We start from the raw sequence: 14,224 nt of genomic DNA on the forward strand, positions 1-14,224 counted from the left end.
GCTACCTCGGGGTCGGTGTCGGTGTCGGTGTCGAGGGGCGGACTGGAGGAATGCGGGATGTCGTCGGTGCGGAGGGGTGCGTGGGGCTCGCGGTGGGCGTGGGCGGGGCGGACATGGGAGTGCCGGGCACGGGGACGGTGATCTGGAGCCGGGCCGTGCCGTCGTTGTCGAACATCGCGAGAGCCGAGCCCAGGAAGGCACTGAAGTCGATCGCCGGCACGGTCGTGTTGATCGCCTTGACGATCGCCAGAGCCGGGCTGAGAACCTCGGACACCTTCGGTGTCAGTGCGGTGAGAGACGGCTGCACCTTGGCCATGAACGGGTGCAGCACGTCGGTGAGCGGCGTGGGCATGGCCAATGTCGTGACCAGCTCGAGCACTTTGTCGATCGCGGGACGGATGACGGCGATCGTGCTGTGAAAGCTCGGACCGAACTGGGAGATCGCCGGTCCCACCCACGCGAGGTCGGCGGAGTAGGTCTGCGTATCGGCGAACATCCGCCGGATCTGAGGGAGCCGGGACACGATCGTGACGGTGAGCAGTTCGCCTGCCTGCGTCAGTCTCGGCATCACCCGGTCGGCGCCGTTCGTCGCCTGCCACATCGTGCTGACGATCTCGGCCAAGGGACCGGCGTCCGCGATCTTGCCGACCGCCGCCAGCGAACGGAACAGGTCGGGGATGGAGGTCGGCACCTTGACGTGCTTCGGGTCGACTACTGCTCCGTCGGCGAGATAGGGGCCGTCGGAGCCGGTGGGGGAGATCTCGACGTAGGGCTCACCCAGCGCGCTGAGTTGTTCTATCGACACCCGGGCGTCAGCGGGAATCCGTTTCACTCGAGGGTATTTCAGGCGTACGGCCGCACCGGCCGGCGCGAGGTCCACTCGCTCGACCTCGCCGATCCGCACTCCCCGGAGGAGCACGGATGATCCCGTGACCAGTTGGGACGATCGTGGCAGCTGAAGTGTCACGCGGGTGAACTCGGTGCCGGGTCGCAGACCCATGTAGCCGATGACGAGGGTGCTGATGCCCACGGCGAGCACGATGGTGAAGGTCACCAGGTTGGCGATCAGTTCGCGTCTCATCGCACGACCCCGAGCATTCTCAGCGTTCTGATCGCTTGGTCCGCTTGTTCTCCACTGGGCATTTGGTCTCCGATCCCCAGTCGCACGACGTTGACCTTCGCTCCGTCGTGCAGGTACGGGATGACATTGTCACGGAGGAGGTTTCGCAGGTTGACGATGTTGTCGGGCCTCGTCGATCCAGCGGGGCGGTCGAAGTACAGCAGCGGGCGCAGGACCGCTGCGAGGAGCGAGTTGGTCTCGCGCAGTGTCGGCACAAGGAAGGCGGCGTTGGTGAACATCGGCGCGAGCGCCGCGAAGACCGCCACGATGTCGCCGGTTTCGATCACGGTCTTCCACCGCGCTTCGGCACCGGGGGCGAGGTACTCGCTCAACCGGTCACGTTCCGCGGCGAGGCGGCCGGTGAGGTCCACCAGCGAGGTCAGGGCGGTGTCGAGGCTGCCAGTGTCCTGGGCCCAGGCGTTGATGGTGGTGCTGAGATTGCCCACGATCTGCTTCGTCAGGGCGGGGTCCCGCGGCAGGCTGCTGTTGATCCGGTCGAACGTGTTGCCCAGCTGGGGCAGGCTGCCGCTGCCGAGGAAGTCGGCCAGACTCGTCAGCAACTGTTCCATCTGGACCGGGGCGCGGGTCTGTGCCTGCGGAACCGTATCGCCATCGGCGAAATAGGGGCCCGTCGGTAGGGCGGGGTTCGGAGTGAGCGCGATGTAGATGTCCCCGAGCGGGGTGTCCTGACGCAGCTCCGCCATGGAGGCGCGGGGGATCCGCGTCTCAGGCTCGATGCGGAGAGTGACCTCCGCGCTCTTGTCGTGCAGGCGCACGTGCGCAAGGGATCCGACATCGCGGCCGAGCAGGCGCACTTTCGCCCGGTCGGGAACGTTGAGCACGTCGGCGAACTCGATCTTCAACGTCCATCCCGACGATGCTTCTCCGGGGGTGGGGAGCATCGCGGGACCGACCGCGCGCAGCATCCATCCGCCGCACAGGAGGACCACAATCGCTCCGAGAGCGGCGAGAGCATGCCTGGCCTGTGCGTTCATCGGGCGGCCCCGCTCGCACGCAGGATCACTGACATCAGGTCGACGCTGATCTTGCCTCCACCGACCACACTGCACTGGCCGGGGGCGAGGCGATTGATGTTGGTGCACGTGAGCTCGGGATTCGCGGCGGGGAACGCCGTATCCGGCAGTGGCCGGTACGAGATCTTGAGCCGCGCGGCGGCCTGGTCGTAGTCGACGTCGAAAGCAGTGATCAGGGGAGGGAGAACGCCGAGCAGGTCGCCGTAGTTCCGGACACCCGCAGCGACGAGCCGCGTGACGGGGACGACCACGTCGAGCACGGGGAAGATCATGTGGCCGTACTGGCCGACGAGCCCGAAGAGGACCTTCCCCAGTGGGATCAGTGTGTCGGCGAGCGCGTAGACCGTCGAGCCCAGCGGAGTCATGACGTTGACCAGATATCCGGGCATGTCACTGAACAGGGATTTGAGGTCGCCCCAGTTCGATGTCATGCCCGAGGTGAGGGGGATGAGGGCGTCGAGGGCGCGCGAGAGGTCGTCCATCCCCGGGCCGGGATTGTCGAGCACGTTCGCCAGCGTGGTGATGATGCCGTTGACCCGGGGACCTGTGCCGCTGGTCTCGCGGGCGAGACTGTTGAGTGTCTGCTGGGTCTGGCGAGTCTGTTCCGGGCCGCCGTCGGTGCTGAGTTGGGCCATCAGTCGTTGCAACGACTGCATGGACTTCGTCAGGGACAGAGGAGTTTTGGCATCGGATATGCATTTTCCGGGCTGTAGTTCCGGTCCTCCGAGATCGTCACCGATCAGGGCGAGCTGGCGGGAGGAGATCAGGGACTTGGCGACCGAGACCGCACCGACGGTCGCCGGGATCCGTTGGTCGGCATCGACGGCGAGCTCGACGTGCGCCTGAGCGCCTGCGGGCCGTACGGACGTGATGGTGCCGACCGTGACTCCGCGGCGAGTGACCGGATTGCCCTCGAACAGGCCCACAGCGTCGGGCATGAGTGCGCAGTAGGAGATGAGGCGCTGTGTGCCGCCCCGCAGGTACCACGTTCCGCTCAGCCCTACGGCGATGACGAACGTCGCGGCCATCGCGCTGATCAACCATTTCGATCCCAATGCCGCTCGGAACATCAGCAGTTCACTCCTTGAATCGGAACGCAGAACGAGGATGTGAGGACGGTCGTGCCGTTGATCGCGATGCTGCCGTCCGGTTGCACGGACTCGTTGAACCGGGCTATCGCCTTCTTCGCCTCCGTGATCATCGGCTCGAACTTCGCGAGTAATTCCTCCATCTGGCCCGAGATGACGCGCAGTTGCTTCTCGAAGCCGTCGACGTCGCGCAGATACAACTCGGCGATCGGTTTGACTCGGAGCAACGTCAATTCGAGGCTCCGCATGAAGGCCTTGTAGCCCGACAGGTTGACCGAGGCGGTGGTGAGAAAGGTGCTCATGTCGTGCATGATCGTGGTGAGGCGGTCGCCGTTCGCGTTGACCGCGGTGGTGTATTCGGCGACGACAGTGATGAATTGTCCGATCTGATCCTTCTGGCGACTGAGGGCCTCGACCATCCCCGACATGGTGGTGAGTACGTGACTGATCTGGCCGGGTTGGCCCTGCGCCGCCTGCTGAATCTGCACGAGGGACTCGCGGAGGGGTTGCCCGTTGATCGCGGCGAGCTTCGGTCCGGCGTTCTGGAAGGTCTCGGTCAGGGCGTAGGGCAGCCGTACTCTGCTGGCGGGTATCGACCCGGCCGCCAGTGACTTCGACCCGATCGAATCGATGTCGAGGTAGTAGCCGCCGACGGCGGTGAGCATCTTCACGGCCGCGGAGGACTGGTCTCCGATGAACGCGCTGCTGTCGACGCGCACGGTGATGCGCACATCGGTGCGGCGCAGTTCGATGTCGCTGACGGTACCGATCGGCACGCCCGCGACGCGCACGTCGTCGCCCGGGCGCAGCTGACCGGTTTCCGACATGTCGACCGCGTACTCCGAGGTAGCGGGTGGGGTGAAGGACAGGTATGCGGCCGCGACGACAGTGATGAGGACCGCACCGACCGTGCCGGCACCCCATGCGAGCTGCAGGAGCGACGGTGAGACGAAGCGATCCCAGATCCGGCGTGCAGCGACGAATCTTTCACTGGTCAGAACCGCGCGAACCACGCGGTCGGCTACGGATTGCACAACACGATCCTCGTTCCTCGGATGAACATCTGAAGATCCGCCGGCAGTGTCTTGATCCCCTTGCTGCAGCGGCTGTCACCCTGCGCCTTGGGCAGGCCCTGGCCGGTCAGGAGCGCGAACAGACCGGGGAGGAGGGCGGCGAGGTCGACGAGAGGGCCGAGCTTCTTCGCCTCGGGCGAGAGCAGATCGTCGAGCCACGGATTGGTGCCCGGGGTCAGGCCGAGGTTCGCCAACAGGGCATCGGCCGCTGTGATGACCTGTGCCCCCTCACCGGAGAGAACCCGGTACGCGGGTGCGGCCTCGGCGACGACACGGGCGAGGCGCTGGAGGTATCCCACCAACGTGGAGACCGATGCCGATCTGCCGCCGATCGCCTCGGAGAGGGCGGAGAAGTTGCGGACCAGGGTCTCGAACAGCGCCGCGCGGTTGTCTGTGAAGGTGGCGAGCTTGTCGACGGCGTCGAGCACGGGGCCGAGGCCGCCTCCGTCCCCGTTGACGATCACCGACACGGCCTGGGCGAAATGATCGATGTCCTCCGGGCGCATGGCCGACAGGACGGGCTGTAGACCGTTGAAGACCGTGGTGATGTCGAACGAGGGCAGCGTCCGGCCGGTGTCGATGGTTGCTCCAGCCTCGACCTCGGTTCCCGACGATCCGCTCCGCTGGAGATCGATGTAGCGTTGTCCGGTTAAGTTCTGAAAGCGGATCGCCAGGGTCGAGTTGCGATAGATCCTCTGATTGCGGTCGACCGTGAACTGCACCTCGGCGAAGGAGCCGCGCCCGGTGGGACCACGCCGGAGGTCGACCGACTTCACCTTGCCGACCTGGACGCCGAGAAGACGGACGTCGTCGCCCGATCGTAGCCCCGACGCGTTCGTGAACTGTGCGGTGTACCGGACCTGGTCGCCGGGGGCGGGGCGCTGCAGCGCCCGGACGGTGAACGCGGTGCCCAAACCCACGACGAGAATGAACAGTACGACGCTGACCAGTGATCTGCGGTAGCGGCTCATCGGCGGCCTCCACTCTGCCCCGGAGCGACGGCAACGGGCTTGGCCTGCACATCCAGGTCGAGGACCTTGCCGGAGGGCGTGTCCTTGATCGCACGACGCAGGGTCTCGATGAGGTCGGATACCTGTTGTCCGTTGCGGGCGGCGTCGGGCATCGATGACGTGGCGCGCCGTTCGAGGTCGACCAGGACACTGAGCGTCGGTGCGAGCGGGCGCAGGGACGCGAAGAGCTGTGCCAGGTCCGGAGCCGTGAGCTTCTGCAGGGCTGCGATCGACGCCGTTTGGCTCTGAGCGTATCCGGGCGTGTCCGGGCCGCGCCAGTCCCACAGCAGCTTCAGTGAGGTGAGTACGTCGTCCGTGGAAGCGCCGATCCCGCGGAGGGCGCTCGCGAGGATTGGGAGGGTTCGCGAGGTCGGGACGGTCTGGGTCTCGGCGTTGGCCTGGGCAAGCGCACCGAGGGCACGCACGAGGGGGAGGAGGCCTTTCGATGCGGTGTCGGCCTGGCGGAGCAGGTCGGACATGTACGGGCGGAACGCCGTGGATTCGACATCCGCCAGTGCTCTGAGCAGTCCCGACATCGTCGAGTCCGCTGGCGCGGCGGCGGGTTGGATTCTGGCGCCGTTGCGCACGGGCCGCCCCGATGTCGACGGTGTGATTTGGATGGAGGTGATACCGAACAGGTTGTTCGGAGCGAAGTCGGCGGTGAAAGCGTCCGTGAGGCCGCTGACCTTGTACGGAGTCAGATCGATCGCGATGCCGAGGCGCCCGGATCCATCCTGGCCGATCTGTTTCACCGTGCCGATCTGCACGCCGTTCATCTCGACCACCGTTCCGCTGTTGATGCCGGGTGCGACGCTGGAGGTGAGGAGTGTGATCCGCATCGGGTCGGGACGCAGCAGGGCGGAGAGGCCCCACCACAGCAGAGCGAGGACGAGGAGAACGGCGACGGCGATGGCGCCACGGCGCACGAGTACGTCGGGTTCGGTGGTCATGCCCGGCACGGGCGATGTCGAGGCGGCCACATCTACCCCCTGAAGACCACGGACGAGTTGAACCCCCAGGTCACGGTCGTGAGGATCATGTCCAGCACGACGATGAACACCAAGGAGGCACGGACCGCGCGGCCGGACGCCACGCCGACTCCTTCCGGGCCGCCGGCGGCGAAGAAGCCCTGATAGCAGTGGATCAGGATCACCACTACGAGGAAGATGATCACCTTGATCATGGCGGCGAGAACGTCTGCCCCGGTGAGGAACTGCCGGAAGTAGTGGTTGTAGGTGCCTTCCGATTCGCCCTGCACGACGGTGACGATCATGTTGCAGGCGAAGAAGCTGACCACGATGGCGATGAGGAAGGTCGGCATGACGGCGATGAGTCCGGCCAGAACTCGTGTGCTCACGACGAAGGAGATCGATCGCAGGCCCAGAGATTCGATCGCGTCGATCTCCTCATTGATCCGCATGGCACCGATTTCCGCGGTCATGCGGCATCCGGCCTGACCGGCGAAAGCGGCTGCGGCGAGCAACGGCGCGAACTCGCGGGTGATGGCCAGAGCGCTCACTGATCCCGTGAGTGAGCCGAGACCGAGGAGATTGAGCGTCGCGAACGCCTGCACAGCCACGGTGCCGCCCATCGCGAGGCCGAGCACCATCGTCACGAGCGAGGTTCCGCCGCCGACGATGACCGCACCCCGCCCCCAGGTGAGGTCGGTGACCGTACTGATCGTCTGACGGCTGTAGTGCCGTGCGGCGTGGGGGGTCATCGCGACAGCCGAGATCGAGAAGCTCATCACGTGTCCCGTCCGCGAGAGGAGTGAGCGCACGAGAGACAGCACCCGGGCGATCGTGCGGGTGCCGGGCGGGCGGTAAGTCGCTATTGACATCAGAGGATCTCGTCTTCGTTCGGTCCGGGTGGGGTAACCGCTCGCGGGCAGGTGCGGCGCATGATGTCCATCAGCCCACCCGCATCGGGAAGAACACGGTGTAGGCCTGCGTCAGAGCGAAATTGAGCACGATGATTCCCACCGTCGAGACCACGACGGTGGCGTTCACGGCGTCGGCGACTCCTCGTGCTCCGCCCTTGGCCTCCAGGCCGTGGTGGCAGCCCACGATCGCAATGATCGCGCCGAACAGGGCCGCCTTGAAGACGGAGAACAGGAGGTCGAGGAGACTGGCGTACGCGCCGAAGCTCAACCAGTAACTACCTGGAGTCACGTCCTGTCCCAGGACCGCGACGTAGAACCCCGCGACGACCCCGACGACGACGATGAACAGGTTGAGCAACGGGGCGACGATGATCGCTGCGATCGCGCGCGGTGCGACCAGCCGATTGACCGGGTCGATGCCCATCGCGCGCAGCGCATCGACTTCCTCGCGGATGGTTCGCGCTCCGAGATCCGCCGCGATCGCCGAGGCGCCGGCTCCACCGAGGAGCAGTCCGGCCGCCAACGGTGCGGCCTGTTGGATCACCGCCAGGCCGCTGGCGGCGCCGAGTAAGGATTCCGCTCCGATCTGTCGGACGATGCCGCCGACCTGGATGGTGACGATCACGCCAAAGGGGATGGCCATCAGAAACGCCGGGACCGCGGTGACCGACACCAGGAACCACGCCTGAATGACGGTCTCCTTGAAGGGCAGTCGCAGTCGCAGCGTGTCCATCACGACCGCGTACAGCGTCATCGCCGCGAGTAGCGAGGAGCGTCCCAGCGTACGGACGGGACCGAGTGCGTTGCGGTCGAAGTTGTCCCGGAAGATGCTGGCCCGCCCGGGCCGGCGTTGCGGGGAACCCTCGTCGGGCCCTCCCGTCGGCGCGCGGTCGTGCAGATCGCTCGTCATCATCCGCCGTCGCCTCGCTCACCCTCTCGGATCAGGTTGAAGCGCCAGCCACAGAAAGACCTTCATGAACGGCCTGACTGCGAACGCGGTCCAGCGCAGGGGGAACCAGCCGACCCATTTCGGCGTGATGGCGACGGTCCAGGTCACAGACGTCCCGTCCCCGTCCGAGACGACGAACCGTTGTGCGAAGGCCGCGATGGTCAGCGGAACCGAAACTCCACGCCCCGCGGTGATGAGCAGACGCCCGGTCTCGGACTCGAGCACCTGCTCGCGGAAAGCGAACAACAGCGCCCGCACCGTTCGGCTTCCGTCGTCCTCGACGACTGGGCCGGAAACGAGCGGGACGAATCCGAACAATTGCTTGGTGCTGATCAGCGCCCACAGCTCGTCGGGCTTCATTCGGGGCGAGACCTTGACCGTGACGGTGGCCGCCCACGATGCTTCCCGGTCGAGGAACTGCGTTACCTCCTGGGGCCGTGACACCGCGAAACGATCGGGCCCCCGCCGGCCTCGAGCGAGCAGCATGAGGATCAGCGCTCCGATCGCCGCCGCCGCGATCACGGCGCCGATCGCTGACAGAAACAACGTCATAGGACCTCCCGAAGCAAGTGCGTCGAGCACCCCGGCGACGAACGCTCGTCGGGGCGCGCTTGGACTGGCGAATCTGGTCGAAGCGCCTCTGTACGGGGCGCTTTCGCGAACTGCGAACGCAGTACCTGACTCGACGGTAAGATCAAATCACAGAGTGAATGAGACGTCAATCACTCCGTGCGATCAATCGATCGGACGACCTTCGAGACCTGCAGACAGGACGACGACGTGAACACTGAATTGGTCAGCAAAGCAACGAGGAACGCGAAGGTCGCGGCACGAATCGCCCGCGTGGGCATCAGATGGATGACCATTGCGACAGGCTTCGGCGTGCTCGCCTCGGGGCTTGCCCACTTCATCTTCCCGGGGATGTTCCAGCGGGTGACACGACCGGTGTTTCCGGACGACACCGTCTATCGCGTTCAGGTGCACGGAGCGGCGGAGATGGCGATCGGGGCAGCGCTCATCGTCAAGGAGACGCGACCGGCTGGACTGGTGGGCGGCGCGGTCTACGGCGTCTATCTCGCTGAGCGGACTCTCTCGTGGCTCTCTCAGAGGCTCCGCCGCGCGGCGCCGGTGCCGGCACCGTCCTCCCCGTCAGCAGGAGCCGGGATCCGCCCGACCGAGTAGTTCGCGGTCGACGAGGTCGCTCTGTTGCCGAGCGTGTGGTCTGAGGTGTCTCTCTTGAGGCCGGAGGAGGCTCCAGCGGATGTCGCCGGCCTAAGCCCGCGGATCCTGGTCGTCACGACGCCGCAGGTGAGTCCCTGTGGTGCACAGCTCCGGCTCGGGACGGTCCGGCACGCAGGGTCGTTGCAAGCGTTGCAACGACAATGAACGCAATGCCCACTAACTGGCCGACGGTAGGGATATGGTGGTAGATCGCAATGTCTGTCAGCACGGCGACTGCGGGATTCACGAACGACAGCGCCGCAACCACCACGACGGACAGTGCCCGCACAGTGGCGTACAGGATCCAGTACAGCAGGCCAGTGTGAATGCCCCCCATCGCCGCGATCCAGGTCCAGCTCGAACTCGACCAGTTCAGGTTCCCGGCGATAGGGAGGAGAACGGCCGCTCCGAGGGCGCATTGGATCAGTGTCATCACTTGGGGGTGGAGCCCCGTGGTCTCTCTCGCGAGAAAGGTCGCGAGAGCGTACAGCGCACCGGCGAGGAGCGCAGCGGCAACGCCGGCCCCATTACTGCCATTGAGTGCGAGACCGTGCGCGCTGACGAACTGGGTCGCTAACAGCAGCCCGACGAGCGCGACGGCGAGCCACCCCAGATCGGTTCTCCTGGGAAGTCTTCGGCTCGCCGCCGCGCCAAGGGCGACCAGAAAGAACGGCTCCGTGTGGTAAGCGACGGTGGCGACAGTCAGCGTGGTCGACTGGAACGCATGGAAGAGGAAGACCCAATTCGCCACGAGTGCCGCCCCGCCGATCAGCGTTAGAGCTACCGAGGCGCGGCTGTATGTGCTGGTGGTGAACGCCTTGGTCGCCCAACAGAGTGCGCCAAGCGCAACTACAGCGAAGACGCAGCGCCAAGCCGCGATGGCGATGGGAGTTGCGTCGGCGCGGAGGGAGAATGGGCCGATCGTGCCCCAGCCTGCCATGGCGAAGGCCAACAGAACCGTGGCGCGGGCTCGTCCAGGACACGTCGGAGCGGGTGAATCATGCATAGCAAGATCGTGTCAGCCGCAAGCATTCAGGACTATTTCGAGGACCGCCGATGAACCGTTTAGAATTCATGAATGATTGACGTTCTGGGCCTGCGAGTTCTGGTGGCGATCGCTGAAACTGGAAGCGTGACTGCTGCGGCCGCGGAGCTGGGATACAGCCCGTCGAACGTCACCCAACACCTCCGTCGCCTTGAGGCGAAGCTTCATACCCCGATGGTCGAACGTGTCGGGCGCGGCATCGTCCTCACGGATCAGGCGGCACGCCTGGTTCGACGTGGACGAAAGCTCCTTGACGAACTCGACGACCTCGCGGTGGAAACGATGGCGCGGCCGTCGGGGCGGTTCGACGTCGCAGCGTTTCCGACCGCCATGCGAGGACTGCTGATCCCGACGGTCGCCGACTTGGTGCGCGACGAACCCGACCTTCGAGTGCAGCCACACGAATTGGAACCGGCCGCGGCGCTCGATCGGTTGCGTGCCGGCCGGGTGCGTGCTGCGGTCGTGAAGGAGTGGGGGGCCGCCGCGGCACTGGCGGACGGCTCGCTGATCACGTTCCCACTCGGTGTCGACCTCATCGACATCGTGCTGCCGCGTGCGCATCCGATGGCGAACCGGCCTTCGCTGGAGCTCGTGGATCTCGTCGACCAGTCCTGGGCACTCACTCCCGAGGGGGAGCGGTCCTATCGTGACTGGTTCATCAGCCATGAGAACGTTCTGGCGCTGAAGCCGCGGATGATCTACGAGGCCGCCGAGTTCTCGTCCTTGATTGGTTACGTCGAGCACAACCTTGCGGTCGCGGCCATCCCTCGTCTCGGCCGTGGACCGCTGCCTAGCGCTACAGTTGCGGTACCGCTGCGAGATCCGAGTGCTCGGAGAACCGTGTCCGTCGCAGTACGGGCGACCTCGCGCGACTCGGCCACGGTCGGGTGCGTTGTCGATGCCCTCCGGGTACGGGCCGCCGGAATCCTGTCGTAGCGCGGAGTCATAGCCGAGACCGGCGGGTTAATCCCTCGATGGACCGAGGGGGCGTCGGGCGTCGGAGAGGGCGCTGGAGTGGAGGAAGCGTTGGACCACGTCGGCGGAGTGCAGGACGCGGTAGGGCACGCCGAGCCTGGCGGCGAGGAGTCGGATGGGGTCCGAGGTACCCGCGGACTGGCGGGCCGCCCAGATGAGTGCCGCGTTCATGCTGGGGAAGCCGGCGGGACGGGCCCAGGCGTCCCACGTGGGTGAGGCGATGGTGCCCACCCTCGCGCGACGCGGATTGCGAGCGCTTCGCGGCGATTGACGGCTTTGGTCCGGATTTCGCATGTGCATTCTCCCTCAGTCGCTTTCGGTCTCCGGCGGGTCGCCGCTGCTGAATATCCACTCGCGCGTGTGCCGGCAGGGCGTTTTCCCGGGGTTGCTCGGGGTTGCACGCTCAGCGCTCCTGGCGTCGGCGAGGGTGGACCCGGGGGAGCGTATGAGGTTGCAACGCAGGATGATTCGAGGAATCGGCGGCGCGATCGCAAAAGCGCAACCGACGGCGAAGCACGTGTCGTGCTTCCGATGGTGTTGTCGCGCTTTCGTGTTCATTCGGTCGCTGTCATCGCTTCGGAGCACCAGCCGTGGTGACCGGCTACGATGACGGTGTGCATCGCGTCTGCGTGGCTGCGGTGTCGAGCAAAATCGACCTTTCGTCCGAGGGCTGAAGCAGCTCGGCCCTCGTGCACTGAGTGACCGGTGGGAGTGCCCGTGTCGACTCGAGCCTCATCGAGTACGCCCGATCGAGCCCTGCGCTGGAACGGGGCGTGTGTGGCGTTGATCGTCGCGGCGATCGCCACCGCGTTCATCGACGCCATCCCGGTCGAGGTGACGATCGGGTTGTGCGCGCTCGGCGTGATCGCGGGTCTCGTCGGCGTGCCGCTGTACATCGCTCATCTACTCGCCGGCTGGCGCTCCCCGCAGTCGTCGAAGGCGGCCACGGGGTCCGTTGCTGATGCGGCCCCTGTGGACACGGGCACCGCGGAGCCGGCGGCGTCGGCGGTCGTGGAGCCCGACTCGGCACAGGCTCGTCCCGAGCCCGAGCCCGAGCCCGAGCCCGAGTCGGAGCCCGAGCCTGAGCCGGACGTTGAGGCGGAGGCTGAGCCGGAGCCTCAGGCCGAGCCGGAGCCCGCTGCGATCGAGGGGGAGGGGGACGAGACGCGCGAGGCGTCCGCCGAGCCGCCGCCCGCGCGGTGTTCATGCCATGGGTTGCCTGTCAGCGGATGAAGGCGGCGACGGGGTCTGGATCGGCGTCCGGATAACGCAAAGAAGCCCCCTGTGAACAGGGGGCTTCTTCGTGGTGCGCGATACTGGGATTGAACCAGTGACCTCTTCCGTGTCAGGGAAGCGCTCTCCCACTGAGCTAATCGCGCTTACATGAAGTGGCGCTCAGCCGCTCCGTTGCGGAGTGGCTGAGCGTGTTGGAGGCGGCGACGGGAATCGAACCCGTGTGCACGGCTTTGCAGGCCGTTGCCTCACCACTCGGCCACACCGCCACGGTAAGCCCACTTCGAGCGGATGACGGGATTCGAACCCGCGACCCTCACCTTGGCAAGGTGATGCGCTACCAACTGCGCTACATCCGCATTCGTCCGGACCGGCGCTCGAAAGCGCCTTTCCGGTGCGAGAGAGAACACTACGTGAACATCGAGCGCTCTGCCAAATCGCCTGGTCACCCTGTGTTTCGTGCGCAGCCGGCGTGGTGGGGCGCACCCCGGAACAGCGTCGACTTACTGTTTCGGACAGTAGTCGCAGGTGGGGTACCCGATTACCCTTTCGCTCAGCGGTCGTGTTAGTGTTCTCTCTCGTTCGCCTCCCTGGTAACACGGAGGCGCGCACGAGTTCGGTCCTATGGCTCAGTGGGAGAGCGTCCCCTTCACACGGGGAAGGTCGCTGGTTCGATCCCAGCTAGGACCACCGAAAAACCGCCTGGTGACAGGCGGTTTTCTTCGTTTCGGGTGAGGATGACCCGCTTGTGACCCACCGACTAGCGTTGGCCTCCGCACTCCTTCTCGAGGTCCGGGTGGACCTCCTCGCCGGCACGGGGCGATGGTGCCGGGGCGTCGCCTTCGACCACGCCGGGCCGCGCGTGCACATCTGCGAACTGGGGCTGCAACCTCGCGCTGCAGGACGTGCTGGCGGACTCGAACGGCTACCACGGCGACGAGCCCGGGAAGCTGTGAGGCCGGGTCAGACGGGGATTGCTTCCGCCCAGAGCCGGGCCTTCTCGAACATCGCGATCACGTGGTCGGCGCTGTCCACGCGGTGCGCCTCCGTGGCCTTGCGTGCGCTCTTCGTGTCCCGCGCTTCCACAGCGTCGAGCATGTCAAGGTGTCACGCACGAGCAGCTTCGGCCTGCGCCTTGATGGAGGCGTACAACCGGCAGGTGATTGACCACCCCGGCGAGGACTCGTGCGAGCCGGTCGGAGTCTCCTGCCACGTTGATTTCCCGAGCCCTTGCTGGAATCCGGTGCCGTTTCGCATCGCGAAGTCCCATCGGTGGCGGAGTTCGGCTCGAGGTGACGCCGGTGCCGTCCCGTCTCGACGATGAGCAGGGACGATCGCGGTTCGCCGGCCGGCGCCGTGCGACGGCCGAGCAGAAGGGTTCGAGCACGGTGATGAGACGAAAAACGCGCGGTGCTGTGGGAGACGTCGCGCGGGGTAAGGGGCGCCCGGACGGCTGACGTCCGATGACACGGTCCTGATGGGGTCCAGAGTCGGGCGGGACTCGTGGGCGGGGCGACGGAGCGTCGCTGCTACGAGGCTCCTCCACGGATGTTGCGACTGTCAATGTGAGCGGCGTCATGATTCGTGGGATTGT

At 66.0% G+C, this 14,224-nt stretch carries 15 protein-coding genes and 4 tRNA genes; 4 read left to right on the forward strand and 15 right to left on the reverse strand.

Annotation, left to right across the window (positions count from 1 at the left end):
- Window position 1 precedes the first annotated feature (1 nt).
- The 9 genes from BLW32_RS11410 to BLW32_RS11450 all read right to left on the reverse strand — a co-directional run bounded on the left by BLW32_RS11410 (window position 2) and on the right by BLW32_RS11450 (window position 8,708).
- Window positions 2–1,081 (reverse strand): MlaD family protein, encoded by a 1,080-nt coding sequence (locus tag BLW32_RS11410; RefSeq protein WP_068742101.1) that lies wholly within the window; start codon window positions 1,079–1,081, stop codon window positions 2–4.
- Window positions 1,078–2,115, reverse strand: a complete 1,038-nt coding sequence (locus BLW32_RS11415; RefSeq protein ID WP_082791449.1) for an MlaD family protein — start codon at window positions 2,113–2,115, stop codon at window positions 1,078–1,080. The genes BLW32_RS11410 and BLW32_RS11415 overlap by 4 nt, the downstream gene beginning before the upstream one ends.
- Entirely contained in the window at window positions 2,112–3,182 is a 1,071-nt protein-coding gene (locus BLW32_RS11420; protein WP_068742099.1) for an MlaD family protein, read from the reverse strand. Before BLW32_RS11420 ends, BLW32_RS11415 begins: the two co-directional genes overlap by 4 nt.
- 41 nt (window positions 3,183–3,223) lie before the next feature.
- A complete protein-coding gene (locus BLW32_RS11425; protein ID WP_139286130.1) occupies window positions 3,224–4,276 on the reverse strand; it encodes an MlaD family protein in 1,053 nt (350 codons plus the stop codon).
- A complete protein-coding gene (locus tag BLW32_RS11430; protein WP_068742097.1) occupies window positions 4,264–5,286 on the reverse strand; it encodes an MlaD family protein in 1,023 nt (340 codons plus the stop codon). The genes BLW32_RS11425 and BLW32_RS11430 overlap by 13 nt, the downstream gene beginning before the upstream one ends.
- Window positions 5,283–6,275, reverse strand: a complete 993-nt coding sequence (locus BLW32_RS11435; RefSeq protein WP_068742096.1) for an MlaD family protein — start codon at window positions 6,273–6,275, stop codon at window positions 5,283–5,285. Before BLW32_RS11435 ends, BLW32_RS11430 begins: the two co-directional genes overlap by 4 nt.
- A 32-nt stretch (window positions 6,276–6,307) precedes the next feature.
- On the reverse strand, window positions 6,308–7,165 hold the full coding sequence (locus BLW32_RS11440; RefSeq protein WP_068742095.1) for an ABC transporter permease: 858 nt from the start codon (window positions 7,163–7,165) through the stop codon (window positions 6,308–6,310).
- A 70-nt stretch (window positions 7,166–7,235) separates the two neighbouring features.
- On the reverse strand, window positions 7,236–8,117 hold the full coding sequence (locus BLW32_RS11445) for an MlaE family ABC transporter permease (protein WP_082791489.1): 882 nt from the start codon (window positions 8,115–8,117) through the stop codon (window positions 7,236–7,238).
- An 18-nt stretch (window positions 8,118–8,135) separates the two neighbouring features.
- Window positions 8,136–8,708, reverse strand: coding sequence for an SRPBCC family protein (locus tag BLW32_RS11450; protein WP_068742094.1), 573 nt, complete (start codon window positions 8,706–8,708; stop codon window positions 8,136–8,138).
- 228 nt (window positions 8,709–8,936) lie between these two features.
- Between BLW32_RS11450 and BLW32_RS27495 the strand changes: the two genes are divergently transcribed.
- Window positions 8,937–9,338: a hypothetical protein gene (locus BLW32_RS27495; RefSeq protein WP_175546293.1), complete on the forward strand. Its 402-nt coding sequence runs from the start codon at window positions 8,937–8,939 to the stop codon at window positions 9,336–9,338.
- Between the two features lie 112 nt (window positions 9,339–9,450).
- Here the strand turns inward: BLW32_RS27495 and BLW32_RS11460 are convergent, their stop codons facing one another.
- Window positions 9,451–10,383 (reverse strand): DMT family transporter, encoded by a 933-nt coding sequence (locus tag BLW32_RS11460; RefSeq protein ID WP_082791448.1) that lies wholly within the window; start codon window positions 10,381–10,383, stop codon window positions 9,451–9,453.
- Between the two features lie 72 nt (window positions 10,384–10,455).
- On the opposite strand from BLW32_RS11460, the gene BLW32_RS11465 reads away from it, so the two are divergent.
- Entirely contained in the window at window positions 10,456–11,358 is a 903-nt protein-coding gene (locus BLW32_RS11465) for a LysR family transcriptional regulator (RefSeq protein WP_068742092.1), read from the forward strand.
- Between the two features lie 27 nt (window positions 11,359–11,385).
- On the opposite strand, the gene BLW32_RS11470 is transcribed toward BLW32_RS11465, so the two are convergent.
- Window positions 11,386–11,568, reverse strand: coding sequence for a hypothetical protein (locus BLW32_RS11470; RefSeq protein ID WP_139286131.1), 183 nt, complete (start codon window positions 11,566–11,568; stop codon window positions 11,386–11,388).
- 606 nt (window positions 11,569–12,174) lie between these two features.
- On the opposite strand from BLW32_RS11470, the gene BLW32_RS27500 reads away from it, so the two are divergent.
- On the forward strand, window positions 12,175–12,630 hold the full coding sequence (locus tag BLW32_RS27500) for a hypothetical protein (protein WP_068742090.1): 456 nt from the start codon (window positions 12,175–12,177) through the stop codon (window positions 12,628–12,630).
- Between the two features lie 71 nt (window positions 12,631–12,701).
- Here BLW32_RS27500 and BLW32_RS11480 read toward each other — a convergent pair.
- The 3 genes from BLW32_RS11480 to BLW32_RS11490 form a co-directional block, all read right to left on the reverse strand.
- A tRNA-Val gene (locus BLW32_RS11480) sits at window positions 12,702–12,776 on the reverse strand.
- A 49-nt stretch (window positions 12,777–12,825) separates the two neighbouring features.
- Window positions 12,826–12,899, reverse strand: a tRNA-Cys gene (locus BLW32_RS11485).
- 17 nt (window positions 12,900–12,916) lie between these two features.
- Window positions 12,917–12,989 (reverse strand) — tRNA-Gly (locus BLW32_RS11490).
- 259 nt (window positions 12,990–13,248) lie between these two features.
- Between BLW32_RS11490 and BLW32_RS11495 the strand changes: the two genes are divergently transcribed.
- A tRNA-Val gene (locus tag BLW32_RS11495) sits at window positions 13,249–13,320 on the forward strand.
- A gap of 273 nt (window positions 13,321–13,593) precedes the next feature.
- Here BLW32_RS11495 and BLW32_RS28340 read toward each other — a convergent pair.
- Window positions 13,594–13,716 carry a hypothetical protein gene (locus BLW32_RS28340; RefSeq protein ID WP_269451239.1) on the reverse strand — a complete coding sequence of 41 codons (123 nt, stop codon included), beginning with the start codon at window positions 13,714–13,716 and terminating at the stop codon, window positions 13,594–13,596.
- Window positions 13,717–14,224 lie beyond the last annotated feature (508 nt).

Source organism: Tsukamurella tyrosinosolvens (genome assembly GCF_900104775.1).
Taxonomy (GTDB): Bacteria; Actinomycetota; Actinomycetes; order Mycobacteriales; family Mycobacteriaceae; genus Tsukamurella; species Tsukamurella tyrosinosolvens.